12 protein-coding genes and 5 pseudogenes are annotated in these 17,219 nt (G+C 41.2%); 5 read left to right on the plus strand and 12 right to left on the minus strand.

Annotated features, from left to right (window positions below):
* The 5 genes and pseudogenes from PCORN_RS06180 to PCORN_RS06200 all read right to left on the minus strand — a co-directional run.
* Window positions 1-473: pseudogene (locus PCORN_RS06180) on the minus strand (insulinase family protein); the annotation flags it as partial.
* A gap of 123 nt (window positions 474-596) precedes the next feature.
* Entirely contained in the window at window positions 597-1,547 is a 951-nt protein-coding gene (locus tag PCORN_RS06185; RefSeq protein WP_036078562.1) for an ABC transporter permease, read from the minus strand.
* Complete coding sequence (locus tag PCORN_RS06190; RefSeq protein ID WP_036078565.1) at window positions 1,544-2,599, minus strand: ABC transporter permease; 1,056 nt, start codon at window positions 2,597-2,599, stop codon at window positions 1,544-1,546. Before PCORN_RS06190 ends, PCORN_RS06185 begins: the two co-directional genes overlap by 4 nt.
* Entirely contained in the window at window positions 2,592-4,127 is a 1,536-nt protein-coding gene (locus PCORN_RS06195; protein ID WP_036078568.1) for an ABC transporter ATP-binding protein, read from the minus strand. The genes PCORN_RS06190 and PCORN_RS06195 overlap by 8 nt, the downstream gene beginning before the upstream one ends.
* Window positions 4,128-4,698: 571 nt before the next feature.
* Window positions 4,699-5,766: a BMP family lipoprotein gene (locus tag PCORN_RS06200; RefSeq protein ID WP_036078569.1), complete on the minus strand. Its 1,068-nt coding sequence runs from the start codon at window positions 5,764-5,766 to the stop codon at window positions 4,699-4,701.
* Window positions 5,767-6,072: 306 nt separating this feature from the next.
* Here PCORN_RS06200 and proG point away from each other — a divergent pair, with 306 nt between their 5' ends.
* Window positions 6,073-6,915 carry a pyrroline-5-carboxylate reductase ProG gene (proG, locus tag PCORN_RS06205; protein ID WP_036078571.1) on the plus strand — a complete coding sequence of 281 codons (843 nt, stop codon included), beginning with the start codon at window positions 6,073-6,075 and terminating at the stop codon, window positions 6,913-6,915.
* Window positions 6,916-6,969: 54 nt separating this feature from the next.
* On the opposite strand, the gene PCORN_RS06210 is transcribed toward proG, so the two are convergent.
* Both PCORN_RS06210 and PCORN_RS06215 read right to left on the minus strand, forming a co-directional pair.
* The gene (locus tag PCORN_RS06210; RefSeq protein ID WP_036078758.1) at window positions 6,970-9,255 is read right to left on the minus strand and encodes a DNA translocase FtsK; all 2,286 of its coding nucleotides are present in this window, start codon (window positions 9,253-9,255) and stop codon (window positions 6,970-6,972) included.
* A gap of 145 nt (window positions 9,256-9,400) precedes the next feature.
* A pseudogene (locus tag PCORN_RS06215) lies at window positions 9,401-10,343 on the minus strand (YitT family protein).
* Window positions 10,344-10,536: 193 nt separating this feature from the next.
* Here PCORN_RS06215 and trhO point away from each other — a divergent pair.
* Window positions 10,537-11,496 carry an oxygen-dependent tRNA uridine(34) hydroxylase TrhO gene (trhO, locus tag PCORN_RS06220; protein WP_036078573.1) on the plus strand — a complete coding sequence of 320 codons (960 nt, stop codon included), beginning with the start codon at window positions 10,537-10,539 and terminating at the stop codon, window positions 11,494-11,496.
* Window positions 11,497-11,542: 46 nt separating this feature from the next.
* Here trhO and fni read toward each other — a convergent pair.
* From fni to PCORN_RS20135, 3 genes and pseudogenes are all read right to left on the minus strand, one after another.
* Window positions 11,543-12,599 (minus strand): annotated as a pseudogene (gene fni / locus PCORN_RS06225) (type 2 isopentenyl-diphosphate Delta-isomerase).
* Between the two features lie 37 nt (window positions 12,600-12,636).
* Complete coding sequence (locus PCORN_RS20130; RefSeq protein ID WP_241433094.1) at window positions 12,637-12,834, minus strand: DUF1033 family protein; 198 nt, start codon at window positions 12,832-12,834, stop codon at window positions 12,637-12,639.
* Window positions 12,788-13,000 (minus strand): DUF1033 family protein, encoded by a 213-nt coding sequence (locus tag PCORN_RS20135; RefSeq protein WP_241433095.1) that lies wholly within the window; start codon window positions 12,998-13,000, stop codon window positions 12,788-12,790. The genes PCORN_RS20130 and PCORN_RS20135 overlap by 47 nt, the downstream gene beginning before the upstream one ends.
* A gap of 162 nt (window positions 13,001-13,162) precedes the next feature.
* On the opposite strand from PCORN_RS20135, the pseudogene PCORN_RS06235 reads away from it, so the two are divergent.
* The 3 genes and pseudogenes from PCORN_RS06235 to yidC all read left to right on the plus strand — a co-directional run bounded on the left by PCORN_RS06235 (window position 13,163) and on the right by yidC (window position 14,668).
* A pseudogene (locus PCORN_RS06235) lies at window positions 13,163-13,445 on the plus strand (acylphosphatase).
* A gap of 75 nt (window positions 13,446-13,520) precedes the next feature.
* Window positions 13,521-13,775: a hypothetical protein gene (locus PCORN_RS06240; RefSeq protein ID WP_036078575.1), complete on the plus strand. Its 255-nt coding sequence runs from the start codon at window positions 13,521-13,523 to the stop codon at window positions 13,773-13,775.
* Window positions 13,776-13,842: 67 nt separating this feature from the next.
* Window positions 13,843-14,668: pseudogene (gene yidC, locus PCORN_RS06245) on the plus strand (membrane protein insertase YidC).
* Between the two features lie 56 nt (window positions 14,669-14,724).
* Here yidC and PCORN_RS06250 read toward each other — a convergent pair.
* Window positions 14,725-16,212: a HAMP domain-containing sensor histidine kinase gene (locus tag PCORN_RS06250; RefSeq protein WP_036078576.1), complete on the minus strand. Its 1,488-nt coding sequence runs from the start codon at window positions 16,210-16,212 to the stop codon at window positions 14,725-14,727.
* On the minus strand, window positions 16,209-16,892 hold the full coding sequence (locus PCORN_RS06255; RefSeq protein ID WP_036078578.1) for a response regulator transcription factor: 684 nt from the start codon (window positions 16,890-16,892) through the stop codon (window positions 16,209-16,211). Before PCORN_RS06255 ends, PCORN_RS06250 begins: the two co-directional genes overlap by 4 nt.
* Window positions 16,893-17,219 lie beyond the last annotated feature (327 nt).

Raw genomic sequence — 17,219 nt, forward strand, 5'->3', positions numbered from 1 at the left:
GCGTACCGAATTTTATCATCATACACACTCTCCAAACGTTGCGCCAAGTTCTCTTTTTCCCGGGCAACGGTTGCATCATGGAAGCTGCCATCCGTCACGTTAGGATTGAAAATAATCTCTTGAATCAGCGTGAAAGCTTGTTGAAGCAACGTATCACCATTTGGCACGAATTGGCCATCAACCATATCCAGAACAGCCGTAATAATATGCTCATTTCCTTTTTTATCTACGGATGCATAAAAATTAGCTCCATATAAACTTGCTAATTCTTTACGAAAAGCAGTCTGCGTTGGATATTTTTTCGTGTTTGTCTCGATTAACGCGGCGATTAACGCGCGTTTCGTTGTTGTGGCACGGTCAAGTGGTGCTCTGAATTTAAACACAATTTTATTGGATTTATATTTGTCAGAAGGAATAAGCGTTAACTGAATGGCGCCAACTTGTTCTTTGTATTCCTGTTTTTGAGTTGTCATTAAAAAATCCCTCCTTATTTGGCTAAGCACTGTTTATTGTACCTTATTATTCCTCGCTAAACAAATGGTACAAACTAAAAACCACCCAATTTCGCGAATACGTGCGAAACTGGGTGGTGGAGATTATTTTCCTTTAATGTAATTCACGCCATCTGCTTTAGGTGCTTCGGATTTACCGATAAGACCAACTAGCGCAAAAATCGTTAATACGTACGGTGCAACTTGCAAGTAGACATCTGGAATGCCGCTGAAGAATGGTAGTTGTCCACTGATGATGCTGAGGCACTGCGCAAATCCGAAGAAAATCGCGGCTCCCATGGCACCAAGCGGGTTCCATTTACCAAAAATCATGGCAGCCAAGGCCATATAACCTTGTCCAGAAATCGTCGCATGACCGAAATCGAGTGTAAAGGATTGGGCATAAACTGCGCCACCTAATCCACCTAGAATACCGGAGATGATAACACCTTGGTAACGCATCCAACGAACTTTGATTCCCATTGTGTCTGCTGCTAGCGGGTGTTCCCCGACAGAGCGAAGACGCAAGCCGAATCGTGTTTTATAGATGATGAACCATGATGCAATCGCCACCAGAATAGCGACGTAACTCATGATTGGGACATTTTTGAAGAAAATATCGCCAATCACTGGTATATCTTTTAGAACTGGAATATCTGGTTTTCCGAAATAGTGCTTAATTTGATCGGTTTGTCCTTTATCATAAATAACTTTGACAAGGAATAAAGAAATACCGAGTGCTAAAAAGTTAATCGCGACACCACTGATAACATGGTCGGCGCGGAAATTAATCGTTGCCACAGCGTGTACGAGCGAGAAAATACCACCGACAAACATCCCAGCAAAAAGGGCAACCCATGGCGTCCAGTTCCCGAAGACATCGGCGAATGTGAGGTTAAAGACGATGGATGAGAAGGCACCCATAATCATCATACCTTCCAGACCAATATTAACAACGCCGCCTCGCTCGGAGAAAACGCCACCGAGCGCTGTGAAAATGAGTGGTCCAGCCATTAACAATGTACTAGAGACAATAATCGCTAAAGTCGAAATCATTTTGTTTTCGCCCCCTTCTTCGCAAATTTATCCATTGCCCAGCGGATGATATAACTGGATGCAACGAAGAAGATAATAAGCGCGATAACCACGTTTACTAGCTCATTTGGAACTCCAGCGACAGCAGGCATGTTTAGCGATCCTACTTTTAGTGCTCCGAACAGAATGGCGGAGAAGATAATACCGATTGGTGAGTTACCGCCAAGTAATGCAACGGCGATACCGTCAAATCCAGTACCAGGAGATGTTGGTAATACATATGCTGTACCGTAGTTTCCAAGACCTTCCATCGCACCCGCAAGTCCAGCGAGTCCACCTGCGATAATCATCGAGATGACAATCGTTTTCGCGACGCTCATCCCTGCATATTTAGAGGCATTTTGGTTGAATCCGACTGATTTCAGCTCATAACCAAATGTTGTTTTATTGATAACTAACCACATAATTAGTGCGCAACCAACAGCAATCAAGATTCCCCAGTGAAGTGATGAGTATTGCGTCATTTCTTGTAGGAAGGGTGATTGAAGTGAAGCAGATGAAGGAATTTCTTTTGTTTTGTCCATTTGTTTTGTCAGGACATTTTGCACGATATAGTTGAAAATATAAAGCGCCGTATAGTTTAACATGATCGTTACGATAACTTCATTTACTTTTAGTGTGGCTTTTAGAATCCCTGGAATGAAAGCCCAGAAAGCACCACAGATGATACCTGCTAAAAGAGCAAGCGGTAAGTGAATCCATTTATCTAAGCCGTCAAACGTTAAACCTACCGCAACGGCACCGATCCAACCCATTAAAAGTTGACCTTCTGCACCAATATTGAAAAGTCCAGCCTTGAAAGCGATGGCGATCGACAGACCAACTAAGATATAAGGCGTTGCTTGACGGATTGTTTCTCCGAGATAGAAGGAATCACCAAATGCACCTTGGAAAAGCGCAATATAGGCGTCTACTGGATTATATCCGAATAGTAACATAATGAGAGCACCGAACAGCAAACCAAGGATAACAGCTGTAATAGGGATGACAAGGGCTTGTATTTTCTTAGACATGTGTTTTCTCCCCCGTTTCCGCTTTTGCTGATCCAGCCATAAGAAGGCCGAGTTCTTGCTCTGTCGTCTCTTCAGGTTTCACGATAGCTACGATTTTTCCTTCATAGATAACGGCAATACGATCACTTACATTCATGATTTCGTCGAGCTCAAAGGACATCAACAAGATAGCTTTTCCGTCGTCACGTTGCTCGATAAGGCGTCTATGAATAAATTCAATCGCTCCAACGTCAAGTCCACGTGTCGGTTGTGCTGCAATGAGGAAATCCGGATCTCGACTAATTTCACGGGCGATAATCGCTTTTTGTTGATTCCCACCGGAAAGTGCCTTAGCCGCAACGTATTCACTACTTGCCCGAACGTCGTATTCCTCGATAAGCTTACGAGCGAAGTCATACATTTCTTTATGGTTAAGGAAACCTTTACTCGAAATCGGTTTTTTGTAATACGTTTGTAAGGCGATATTTTCACCGAGTGACATTTCTAAAACAAGACCATGTTTATGACGATCTTCTGGAATGTGACCGAGGCCTGATTCCGTGATACGACGTGGTTTCTTGTTTTCAATATGTTCTCCTTTCAGTAAAATCGAGCCGTTTGTTGTTTTCGTTAGTCCGGAAATGGCCTGGATAAGTTCGCTTTGACCATTGCCATCTACCCCTGCAATACCAACGATTTCGCCGGCACGCACAGTCAGATTTAGACCGCGGACGCTTTCGACTCCACGGCTTTCTTTCACGACAAGATCTTTTACCTCAAGCACATCTTGACCAGGAGTAGCAGGCGTTTTCTCGGTTGTAAAGACGACTTCACGCCCAACCATGAGATTTGCCAGCGCTTGTGGACTCGTTTCAGGGACATTAACAGTTCCCATCCCTTTACCACGGCGAATAACGGTGACACGATCACAAACGTCCATGATTTCTTTTAATTTATGTGTGATCAGAATAATTGATTTACCCTCTTTGATAAGCGTTCGCATAATCGAGATAAGTTCTTTAATTTCTTGCGGAGTCAAAACAGCAGTCGGTTCATCGAAAATAAGAATATCCGCCCCACGATATAATGTTTTCAAAATTTCTACACGTTGTTGCATACCAATTGAGATATCACTTATTTTAGCATTTGGATCTACTTTCAAGCCGTAACGATCTGAGATAGCTCGGATTTCTTCGATGGCTTTCTTCTTTTCAATCACGCCAAACTTGCTCGGCTCTTTTCCTAAAATAATATTTTCGGCAACAGTAAATTTATCGACAAGCATAAAATGTTGATGCACCATGCCGATTCCGAGGTCATTGGCTTTATTGGGGCTATTAATCGCCTCCACGTTTCCGTTGACACGAATTTCGCCACCATCTGGTTCATAAAGTCCGAACAAAACATTCATTAGTGTTGATTTCCCAGCACCATTCTCACCTAACAGCGCGTGAATTTCGCCACGCTTGAGCTGTAAGGTAATGTTATCGTTTGCTACAAACCCAGAAAATTCCTTTCTGATCCCTAACATTTCAATAACATAATCCACTGTCTCACTCCCTTTATAATAGCTGATATCCACTTTTTTTACGTGAATGGATTGATTTCTTTTTTTGATGTAAACCGTTTTACAAGATCTGCATGTATGTAAAAAAGTTCCTTCTTAATTCGTGAATAAAGCGAAATATGTAGTCTTCCAAAAAAGTCATCACCTTATTCTATTTCTAAATGCACCACATTGCAATTCCTTTTTTGAAAAAAAGCATAAAAATAGTCGATATTTTATAAAAATATGCTTTTTGACCTAAGATTAGAGAATATAATCCAACGTTTTATAGGTTGAAACGCTTACAAAGCGAACGAAAAATAAAAAACTTCTAGCAATATTAATAAAAGCCGGCATTACACCGGCTTTCAGCGTGTCGACAAATACTCATTTTCGTCGTTAAAAGCTCCGTTCCAGTGCTCTCGTACTCTAGTACGCTCTGCGCTGGTACTCGCTTTTGCCTAGAAACTAAGCATTTGTCGACACGCTGAGGTTTGGAGAAATATCATGTAAAGCGATTTGTCTACAGTCTGAAAGCCGGTATTACACCGGCTTTTAGATTAAGAAGCAATCATCAAGGTTTTTCTGGAACTTTAATGTCGCCATCAATGATTTTTTGTTTGTATTCTTCCACTTTAGCTAGAACTTCTTTTGATAGGTTATCTTGGCTTTCAGAAAGGCCTACAGCATTTTTATCAAGGCCGTATTCAATCTTCTCGCCACCTGGGAAGTCTCCTGCTTTTGTGCGTGTTGCTAAATCATCAACTGCGATATCTACGCGTTTGATTTCAGATGTTAGCGTTACGTTATATTCTTTGCCGTCATTTGCTGTGACAGCACCTTCGTCCCACTGGTCACGGTCAACACCGATTACCCATACAGCACGAGCTGGATCTTTTTTCTTTAAGTTCTTAGCTTCAGCGAACACACCGTTACCAGTTGCACCAGCTGCGTGGAAAATAATATCTACGCCACCATTGTACATACCAGCTGCAATTTGTTGGCCTTTATCTGCTTTTGCGAAATCATTTGCGTATTGTACTTTTACTTCTGCTTTCGGGTTCACAGCTTTTACGCCTTCTGTGAATCCAGCTTCAAAACGATCGATAACTGCACCTTTCACACCGCCAACAAATCCAACTTTGTTTGTTTTCGTTGTTAAACCAGCAACAACACCAACAAGGAATGAACCGTCTTGATCCGCGAATCCGATACTTACAACATTGTCGCGATCTGTAATCGTGTCATCAACAAGCGCAAATTTATTTTTTGGTTGTTGTTTAGAGACATCTTCAATAGCATCCTTTAGTTTGTAGCCAATGCCATAGATAAGACTGAAATTATTACGAACAGCTGTGTTTAGGTTTGTTTTGAAATCCGCTTCTGATGCAGATTGCAAGTAGTTATAGCCATTTGTTCCTTTTTCAAGGTCATTCGCTTTACCAAACTTTTGTATACCTTCCCATGCGGATTGGTTAAATGAACGATCATCAACCCCACCAGTGTCTGTTACCATTGCTACAGTAAAATTATCCTTGTCACCGCTACTCTTCTTGCTGTCATCTGATGATCCACATGCACCAAGCACAACGCCTGTTGCCATTATCATGGATAGTGCTAAAGCAAATGTACGCTTTTTCACCTTAAAACCCCTCCCGAGAGATAAAATAGTAGTTATTAGCATCCCAAGTACGAACGATTAGAAAATATGTATGATTTAAGTTCCCCTTTTGCTGAATCTAACGTCGTCCCTTGAAAACGGATACTCTAACTCTTTTTAATATACCATGGAATTTCAAATAAATAAATATCGAAGCTCAAAGTAAATATTCCAAATATATTCTGAATAGTATTTCTTTTTAGAGAGTAAAAGGCTTGCAAGTGTCATGAAAGATTTGCATAATAGGTATATGCTTGAAAAGTTAGCATAATTTTTAATAGAGACGAGATGATTAGCGTGAAAGTTGGTTTTATTGGTTACGGTAGTATGGCGGATTTGTTGACGCGCCAGTTTTTAGCACATGCTGACGTTGCACCTAAAGATTTGATTATTTATACACGTTCGGAAAATGCGAAATTACAAGAAATTCATGATTTATTCCCAGAGATTACGATTGCTAAGACGAGTCTGGAAGTTTTTGAGCAAGCTGAACATACCTTTGTTTGTGTGTTGCCACTTGGAGTACTGCCTGTTTTGCTAGAGAATAAAGTAGCTCTTTCTAGTGAAAAACATGTGATTTCGATTGCGGCGGGTGTTTCTGTAGAAGATTTAAAACAAGTGACGACGAATGCGCAGTATAGTAAACTGATTCCTTCTCTGACAACATCGGTAGGTATTGGAACTAGCCTAGTGAATCATGATATGGCGGTTTCTGCTGCCAACCAAGCGTGGCTGAATGATGCATTAGGAACGTTTAGTACGGTGCAAGAGGTTGCGGAAGAAAATATTGATTTGGCGAGTGATTTGACTAGCTCCTCTCCGGGATTTATTGCAGCTATCTTTGAGCAATTTGTACAAGCCGCTGTTCGTAAGTCGAGCCTAACGGAGCCGGAAGTTTTCCAAATGATAAGTAATTCCTTAGCTGGGACTTCTAAATTGTTGGCGGAACAAGGTTATACGTTCGATTCGTTGATCAAGCGTGTGGCGACAAAAGGCGGGATTACTGCGGAAGGCGTTGAGCTGAGTCAAGACAAATTACCAGCCTTTTTCGATGAATTATTACAACGGACAGAAGCAAAGTACGACGATCACCATGCTGAGATAAAAGAGCAGCTGAAAGAACTATTCTAAAAAAAAATAAAAAGACGCAGGCTAAAAATGCTCCTGCGTCTTTTATATGGAGAATTATTCTTCGTATTCTGGTATATCACCAATGTTCACACGGCGTGGTTTACTACCCTCATGTGGACCTACAACACCACGTTGTTCCATCTCGTCTATGATTCGGGCTGCGCGATTGTAGCCGATTCTGAATTTACGTTGTAGCATGGAGACAGAAGCTGTTTGCATTTCACGTACGAGTTCCACGGCTTCGTTATAAAGTTCGTCTTCAGCCTCCACTGCAACATCTGGTACTTCGTCAGGAATCATATCTTCGTTATACTGCGCTTTTTGTTGGGCAACGACGAAAGATACGATGTCCTCTACTTCTTGGTCGGACAAAAACGCACCTTGAATCCGTACAGGTTTGCTGGTACCGACTGGAAGGAACAGCATATCCCCGCGTCCAAGCAGTTTTTCAGCGCCGCCCATATCTAAAATAGTACGTGAGTCAATCGAACTCGACACGGCAAAAGCAATTCGTGATGGGATGTTTGCTTTGATAACACCGGTAATAACGTCAACAGAAGGACGCTGTGTTGCAATGATTAAATGAATACCGGCTGCACGTGCCATTTGTGCCAAACGTGTAATCGCATCTTCCACATCGTTGGAAGCAACCATCATTAAGTCTGCTAACTCATCAACAATCACGACGATAAATGGTAATTCGGCTTGTTTGGCTTCATTTTGTTCATTATGTTGACGAACATGTGCATTGTAGCCTGCCATGTTTCGTGTGCCAGTATGCGAAAATAAATCGTAACGCCGCTCCATTTCCGAAACTACTTTTTGGAGGGCTTGTGCGGCCTTTTTAGGATTGGTGACAACAGGTGCGAGCAAATGAGGAATCCCATTATACACATTTAACTCGACCATTTTTGGATCAATCATCATCATCTTCACTTCATGCGGCTTGGCGCGTAGCAATATGCTGGTAATGATACCATTGATACATACTGATTTCCCGCTTCCTGTAGCTCCAGCAACAAGTAAATGAGGCATTTTATCGAGATTGGCAACAATGGCGTCTCCCGAAATATCGCGCCCTAAAGCAATCTGAAGCTTCTCATCTGGGCGATCGCTCGGATTATTTTCCAAAACTTCACGCAGCGCGACCATGGCTACTGTTTGATTCGCTACTTCGATACCGATGGCTGATTTTCCTGGTATCGGTGCTTCGATTCGAATATCTTTTGCAGCGAGCGCCAAAGCAATGTCGTCGCTCAGTCCAACAATCTTACTAACTTTCACGCCGACAGATGGTTGCACTTCATACTTGGTCACCGCTGGACCTAGATGAACCTGTGTTATTTTGGCTTTGACACCAAAACTTTCGAAGGTCGACTCTAGCTTTTGTGCGTTCGCTTTAATTTGATCGTATTCTTCGCTTTGATCGGTCGGTTCTGCAGGTGTCAGTAAATCGATGGGTGGCAATTGATAAATTTCGTTTTCAAATGATTCTTGCTGAAAAGTAATTGGTGCTACCTCTTCGTCTGATTTCAATTCCGCCGCTTTCTTCTCTGCTTCTTGTTTTTTCTGGAAATTGGAGATAATTGGTGGCAATTTTGGTTCGACTTTTTCTGCTGCGACCTCAAGAATTGGCTCCGCTTCTATCAAAGGTTTTTGCTTTGGGTTAGGTTTCGTTACTTTTTTAGGTTTTGGTTTGCTATTTTTGCGATCCTCAAAGAACTGGTTTAGTTTATCAAATACGCCGTGAAGGAAAGCAGTTATTTTTGTAAATGCCGTCTTTAGCGGGATGCCTGTCAACAAGGATAAACCATATAATACTAAAATCATGGCGATAATATTTGTCCCAATTCGATCCACCAAAAAATAGGTAACGGCTACAATTCCTGATCCGATAATACCACCGCCGACTTGGTCAATCTGACTGGGATGCCATATATTCTGGCTCAATAGTTTCCACATCGAACCAAACACAGTAGCTCCATCTGCGAGTATGTGCGTGACGTACCACATTTCGAAAAAGGTTAATAATCCAATGAAAATGAGATAACAGCCGTTCAAACGTTTCGTGAACAGATTTGGAAACGTCCCTTTAAAAATAAAATAAATGCCTAAAATGGCTAAGCCTGTGAGAAGGATAATGGCTAGCTCACCGGCAATAAATTCACCTAGTGCATAGACTAATCGGCCAATAAAGCCAAGTTGAAATAAGCCGATCAAGCTAAGTCCGGCTAAAATAACACCACTTATCTCAAAGGAGTAAGATTTTGCTGTTTGCTTCTTTTTTTCGCGTCGCTTTTTTTTGAGCGAGACGGTTTCTTCTTTTGTTTGATTTGCCAAATTACCCACCCTATCCTCTTTTTCGTATTCTAGCATTATAGCATAGAATGTGAAGATAATCCTCCAACTTTAGTACGGAATGCGAAAATATGTTCTTATTTTTTTGTGAAAAAGATGCTCCCAATTAAGAGAACATCTAAATATACTATAAATGCGGTGTTTTCTTATTCATCATTTTCCCACCACGGACTTCTGACATGTTATTCCCAACAGCAAGAAAGGCGCCAGGGTCAATGTCATCTAGTATAGAAATCAGCTTAGGTTCTTCAAAGCGAGAGATAATAACGAAAACTACTTTTTTTTATGTCACCAGAATAGCTGCCCGTAGCATCAATGTACGTCACACCTTTGCCAAGCTGGTCGGTGATTTCTGCGCCAATTTTTTCGTAATGATGGCTGATAATAAAAGCACTTTTCGATTCGTCTAAACCGCTAATGACAATATCGATAACTTTATAGGCTAAAAAATACGTAATCAGGGAATACATCGCGCGATCCCAGTTGAAAACAAGCCCAGCTACTAGGAAAATCACAATATTGATGGCCATAATAATTTGTCCTGTCGAAAATGGTGTTTTCCCGTTAATAATAATTGAGACAATTTCCGTTCCGTCGAGTGCACCGCCATTTCGGATGACAATACCAACGCCTAATCCGAGTGTAACGCCTCCAAATACAGTGGCAAGTAATAAATCATCGGTCACTGGTTCTAAATCATGCAATACGAGCGTTACTGCTGACATGACAGCAATTCCGTATAGTGTGAAAAGTGCAAAACTCTTACCTATTTTACGATACCCAATAATGAAGAATGGGATATTTAGAACGAAAGTCAAAACACCCAGTGGCGCTGGTGTCAATTGTGAAATAATGATGGAAATACCTACTATTCCACCATCGAGGATTCGGTTATTTACTAGAAATAGCTCTAGTCCAACCCCCATTAAGATAGCGCCAAGTGTGATAAATAATATTTTGTAGATAAACCATTTTGTCTTATTGCGCTTTTTGACGAATACATCTTGTACAATTGTTTCTTCTAACGGTGTTTCTCCTGACTGCAACACGAACCACTCCCATACTCTCATGTTCTCTTTTTTCACTACAATAAATTATATCATACAATGAAGGTGGGTTAAATAATTATTTCATATATTGAACTATTTCGTTTCGAATCCCCCCGTTAGCCCTTGCATAAACAGCCATAAATATAGTATCATAGACAATGCGCAAACTAAGAAATTCATTTTTCCAATAAAATTAATTAAGGGTGGTTAGAACATGAGCAGCTATCAAGTGTTGTTATATTACAAATACACAACGATTGATAATCCTGAACAATTCGTAGCCGAACATCTCGCTATGTGCAAGGAAATCGGTCTTAAAGGGCGGATTTTAGTGGCAGAGGAAGGCATTAATGGCACGGTTTCAGGAACTATAGAGGAAACGGAGAAATATATCGAAGCCATGCATGCAGACGCACGTTTTGCTGATATGGTATTCAAAATTGACGCGGCAGACAAACACGCATTCCAAAAAATGCACGTACGTCCACGCCCAGAAATTGTTTCCCTTTCCCTCGAAAATGACGTCAATCCTTTAGAAATTACAGGGAATTATATGGAGCCAGAAGAGTTCCGTGAGGCCCTGAAAGATGAAAATACAGTGGTTTTAGATGCTCGAAACGACTATGAATTTGACTTGGGTCATTTCCGTGGTGCGATTCGTCCAGATATTGAGACATTCCGCGACCTACCAGAATGGGTGGAAGAAAACCGTGAGATGTTTGAAGATAAAAAAGTAGTCACCTATTGTACGGGCGGTATCCGTTGTGAGAAATTCTCTGGTTGGTTGAAAACAGCTGGTTTCGAGGATGTTTCGCAATTACATGGCGGTATTGCGACATACGGTAAAGATGAGACAGTAAAAGGCGATCTTTGGGACGGTATGATGTACGTATTTGATGAGCGTATTGCCGTGCCGATTAACCGTGTGGATCATACGATTGTTGGTAAGGATTACTTTGATGATACCCCTTGCGAACGTTATATCAACTGTGCGAATCCATATTGTAACAAACAGATTCTCGCAACTGTCGAGAACGAGGAGAAATATTTACGCAGTTGCTCCCATGAATGTCGGACGCATCCTGCCAATCTATATGTTAAAAAACATGCGCTTAGTCCAGAAGATTTGGAAGCTCGTTTAGCGGGACTTGAAACACCGATGAGCGCTAAGTAATTGAAAAAAGGAGTTGTTACCTTTAACGGGTAGCAGCTCCTCTTCTTTATGTCCGGTTGGCAAGATGGTCGATATTAACGTGCCTTAACGCTGCAAACTGATGTAGCTCGCCTTGAATGAGTAGTGATTTTTGCGTTAATTCTGGTACTGTTTTAGCTCCTAGTAGTGACATGACACTTTTTAGCTCGCTTTTCCACTCAAGCAACATCTGGATAGTTTGCTCCATATCTGTTTTTTTTCAATTGATGTAATACAGCGCCCGCAACGCCTACTGATTTGGCTCCAAGCGCAAGGCATTTCACAATATCGAGTGGCGTTTTAATGCCACCAGATGCCAGAATTTCGACGGAGCTATTTTGACAATCGAGCAGTGATTCAGCGGTTGTAAAACCCCAGTCTTCCAGGAACTGATAGGCTCCGTCGCGCCTGCGATCTGTTTCGATTTTTGCAAAATTAGTGCCGCCTTTACCGCCGATATCAATGGTCTTTGCGCCGGTATCTTGCAGTTGTTCCATCAAATCCCGACTCATTCCAAAGCCGACTTCTTTCACGATGACGGGGAATTCTTGGATGGCAACAATTTTTTCAATAGCGCGTAACCAGTTAGAAAAATCACGATCGCCCTCTTTCATCACCAATTCCTGCGCGACATTGATATGTAGTTGCAAAGCATTGGCGCCGAGCATATCAACGGCTCTGCGGGCATTATCCACCGAACTATCTGCACTCAGATTTGCAAAAATGGAGCCATCTGGATTCTCTGTTCGGACAATGCGATATGTACTGATGAGATCGGCATCATGTAACGCCGCTGATTGCGAACCGACCGCCATCGCCAAACCAGTCTCACGCGCAATAATCGCCAGTTTTTGATTGAGCTGTTTCGTTCGAGTACTTCCACCGGTCATCGCATTAATGTAAAACGGTGCGTCAAACGCTTGTCCTGCGAATTGAGTCTGTAACGACACTTCTCCTTTATGAAAAGCAGGCAGACTTTGCGGTGCGAATCGAATATCCTGAAATGCTATCGAATCAGCACTATACTGCCTGTATGCAAGCGCAATATGTTCATCTTTGCGCCTTGAACGCTGTTGATCATCCATTTTTGTATCCCCCTCTCATCAAAAAAACACCTAAAAATCAGGCGTCCTTTGACAAATTTAGTCTTTCTTCAAAAGAAAAATAAGTTGCCAGTTCGTCTGATGTTGGTTCGTATACACGTTCATCGGCAAACAAAATCAGTCCGTGGAACGTTTGTATATCATCGTCACATTCCTCGCAATATTGTGTTTCATCCTCCGACCAAGTTGCCAGTAACACATTTTTTTTTGACTGCATTATTTGGGTAAGTTGCCATTAATTCTTGAGCCAGTGCTTGGTATTGAAGCATCGCATCGCTTTTCTCTGTATACACAAACGATGATTCGATATCCTTTTGCCAGTCCTCAAAAAACCACCAAGGTTCATATTCCCCTTTTGTCACAATGACTTGAAATTTCGCCATCTTCCAACACCTTACTTTCATTCACTTCATAATATGTAAAACCATTATAGCACAAGGCATGTGAAACTCACCGTAACTTGCTTTTGGCTATGTTATTTTTGAAAAACATGCGAAAAAAAGGTACACTAGAAGTACTAATAAAAAAGGATAGGTGATTGACTTATGGCTCGTAAAACCGTCATTATGCGCGTAACTGGAATGGTTCAAGGCGTTGGCTTCCGCTATACCACAAAGCATCTGGCTTACAAGATGAACATCAGCGGCATCGTCAAAAATTTACAAGATGGTTCTGTTGAAATTCAAGCGATTGCAGAAGAAGATGATTTAGAAAAATTCATTGAGGCGGTGAAAAAAAGGCCCGTCTCCATCAGCGCGAATTGGTGAAGTGTATATTTATAAGGATGCTCCTGTCGAAGAACGTAAAACATTTGATATTGAATACTGATAAAGCTTGTTTTTCTATGGTATTTCACTTATAGTTAAGGCTGTACTTATTTCAGATTGGAAGGAGTGACTGCGTGTGTTTGAAACTTTAATCCAGATGGCGCTTGGACCAGAATATGTTTCGTTATATGTGACTTTTTTTCATGACGATGGCTGTGTTCAGATATTGGCCCGTCTTAGCGATGGTGAAGCCCACGATGGTATTGCATTCGAAGCATCTGTGCATCACGCCACTTCCTGTTATGCATTGGAAGCCTGCAGAAACACATCGATTTCGCTTTATTATTGTATGGCTCGTCCAAGCAATAACGCGTTTTTCAAATACAGATGATGAATATTCTTTGTCTTTTTCCTGATACCATATACAAATGAACTTACTTTTAGGAGGAAATAAGACATTGAAAAAGAAAAATATAGTATTACTCATTATGATTGCAGCGCTATTTTTTTGCGTTGGCTGGTTGTAGCATGGACCCTTCTCAAAATACGGATGGTTTTTTCTATGTTTACCTGATTAAGCCATTTACGACTGTTATTGAATGGATTGCTTCGTTATTTGGTGGGAATTATGGTATTGCAATTATCGTGACGACACTGGCAATCCGAGCTTTGATTATGCCACTGAATTTGCGTACTGCTAAGGCGCAGATGGGTATGCAGTCAAAAATGGCTGTTGCCAAACCGGAAATTGATGAAATCCAAGCACGACTAAAAAGAGCTACCTCCAAGGAAGAGCAACAAAAAATTCAGCAAGAAATGACGGCTGTTTATTCCAAATATAACATCAATCCGCTACAAATGGGTTGTTTACCACTTCTTATTCAAATGCCAATTTTGATGGCGTTCTACTATGCGATTCGTGGTTCTTCTGATATTGCGCATCATGAATTTCTCTGGTTTAGCTTAGGTAGCCCAGATATGATTATGGCCATTATCGCCGGTGCCATCTATTTACTACAGTATTTTGTTTCTCTGATTGGCTACACACCAGAGCAGAAAAAACAAATGAAAATTATGGGGCTCATTTCGCCAGTCATGATTCTCTTTGTCTCTCTCTCCGCTCCAGCAGCTCTTGCGCTATATTGGGCGGTCGGTGGACTTTTCTTAGCAGGACAAACACTTCTAACGAAAAAACTGTACATGAAAAAACATCCAGAAGTAGAAATGATGGAAAAAGAAGAGAAGGAAATCGAACAATTAGAACACGAGCAAAACAAAAAATAATACGAAAAGACGTTTCTACTACTCTCATGGATGAGTAGCGGAAACGTCTTTTTTTGCTATTCTGCTTTATCCTCTTTTTGCTTGATTAGTGGGAGTGCGATGGTAATGGTTGTACCAACATGGTCCTCACTCTCGGCGTGGATGGAACCAAGATAGCCACTAACTAGTTCTTTAGCAATTGCAAGACCTAGACCGTTACCGCCAACTTCACGACTACGCGCCTTATCTACACGGTAGAAACGGTTGAAAATCTTATCAATTTCATCTGCTGAAATACCGACGCCATAATCTTTAATGGAGACTTTAATTTTATCTGCCTCTTTATAAATATGCATATCGACTTGTTTGCCATCACCAGAGTATTTCACCGCATTATCTGCAATAATAATCAAAATCTGTTCTAAATGGTTGTGCTGAATCATGGCATGAAGATTTTTATCATCTTCGCCCAAAGTAAATGTGAAATCTTCATGCATGACTTCAAAATTACGTCTCACCTGCTCGAGAACATCATTGACGCAAACGAGTTGCAGTTCTTTTGTTTGTGAAATTTGCTCTGCTCGCGATAGGTCGAGCATTTCTTGTACGAGTTTTTTCATGCGTTCAAGCTCGGTTAATGAAGCATTAAGCGATTCGTCCAGCACTTCTGGATCATCTTTACCCCAACGATTCAGTAGTTTTAAATGGCCCTCCATGATTTGTACTGGCGTACGTAATTCATGTGAGGCGTCTTCTACAAACTGTTTCTGTTGTTCAAAGCTACGTTCGATTTGCACCATCATATCATTGAAAACAATAGTCAACTCACCAATTTCATCTTTTGTGATGACGGTCGGTTCGATTCGTTTCTGGAAGCCGTTATTGCGAATATCATTCATCGTTTTTGCCATTTTTGTAAGTGGATTTAAGAAGTTTTGTGCGAGTAGATAGCCGAGCATACCACTAATAAATAAAGCTACAGCACCGAGTAAGAACATCGTTGCGAGTAATTTGCCCATCATGCTGTTATAGGATGTCATTGGATTGATAACTTGGATGTATCCGATAATACTGGCATTGTCCGCTTTATCGATAATAGGAATTTGATACATAACCATTTGTTGCCCTTGCACGGTAGGTTTAGACAACGCTGGAGTTGGCTGCTTTACCAGATAACTGCTATAATCATTTTTTGCGTAGGCTTTATTATTATATTGACCCGCAGTGTATTGTTCGATTAGCTTGCCATCTTTATCGTAAAAAACAAGCACTTGATCCTCAAGGCGGGACCTTAATTCTATGTTATCCTTTACGATTGGCCCAATATTCTCGCTCGTAATATTCCCTGATGCGCTAGTTAATTCAGCATTATAAATGATAGCAGATGCTGCATACGCCGCCGATTTCACTGTGTCGTCCTTCTCGTCCAGAAGCATGCTACCGATACCTTGATAAATGGCAAAGGAGAATAGGAAAAAAGTTAAAAATATAGCAGCACTTGCTCCAAATGTCCATTTAAATTTCAGTGAGCGGCTCTTTAAAGAAAATGTGTTTGGTGTTGTCATGTACGCATCACATACCCCGTGCCACGCACTGTTTGGATATAACTCTCATCATCATTTTTATTATCGATTTTATTCCGTAAATAACGCACGTATACATCTACGACATTCGTCTCTACTTCGGTTTCATAACCCCATACTTTGTTTAAAAGTACTTCACGCGTTAATACGATATTTATGTTCTCCATTAAAGTCAACAATAATTCGTATTCACGCTTGGTTAAATCGATAATATCTTCACCACGCTTCACGATGCGGCTTTCCTTCTCAACAACGATATCGCGGTATTCCAATGTCGTTTGCTTCGTCTCGTTCTCACTCGTTTCGATACGGCGTAGCAAAGCACGAAGCCGCGCCAACAATTCCTCGATGGCGAACGGTTTTACGATATAATCATCCGCACCATGATCAAGACCAGAAACGCGGTCAATAACGGAATCACGCGCGGTAATCATAATAATCGGTGTTTCTTTGACTTGACGAACGCGTCTACATACCTCCACACCATTCAGTTGCGGTAGCATTAAATCAAGTAGGATCGCGTCCCATTCTTCCGTAATTGCAAGCTCTAGGCCAGCACGACCGTCATTGGCAACCGCAGTCTCATAACCTTCATGTTGCAACTCCAGTTCTATAAAGCGAGCTAAATTCTTTTCATCTTCTACAATAAGTATTCTATTCATCAACTATCCCCACCTTCAAAAACCAGATATCTTCCTATTACCATTGTAACTAAAATCACGGTAAAAACAACTAATAACAGTCTGTTTAGGCAATTTCTTTGTAGATTTTAACTGGATTCTCATTGTTGAGGTTCTTATGAAGCGTCTTATGCTGAATTAGAACCTCAATATGCATGAGAGCGAAGCGAGCAGGTAACCCATCAGTGGTTCTTATGCGCTGAACTAAGAACGACCGGTGAAACGAATAAAGATGAGAGAATTGGAGAAGTTCAATATGCATGAGAACAAATGATGCGTGTGGTTTGGAATTACTGGCTATAAAAGGGT

This window comes from Listeria cornellensis FSL F6-0969, from assembly GCF_000525855.1.
In the GTDB taxonomy this organism is placed as follows: Bacteria; Bacillota; Bacilli; order Lactobacillales; family Listeriaceae; genus Listeria_A; species Listeria_A cornellensis.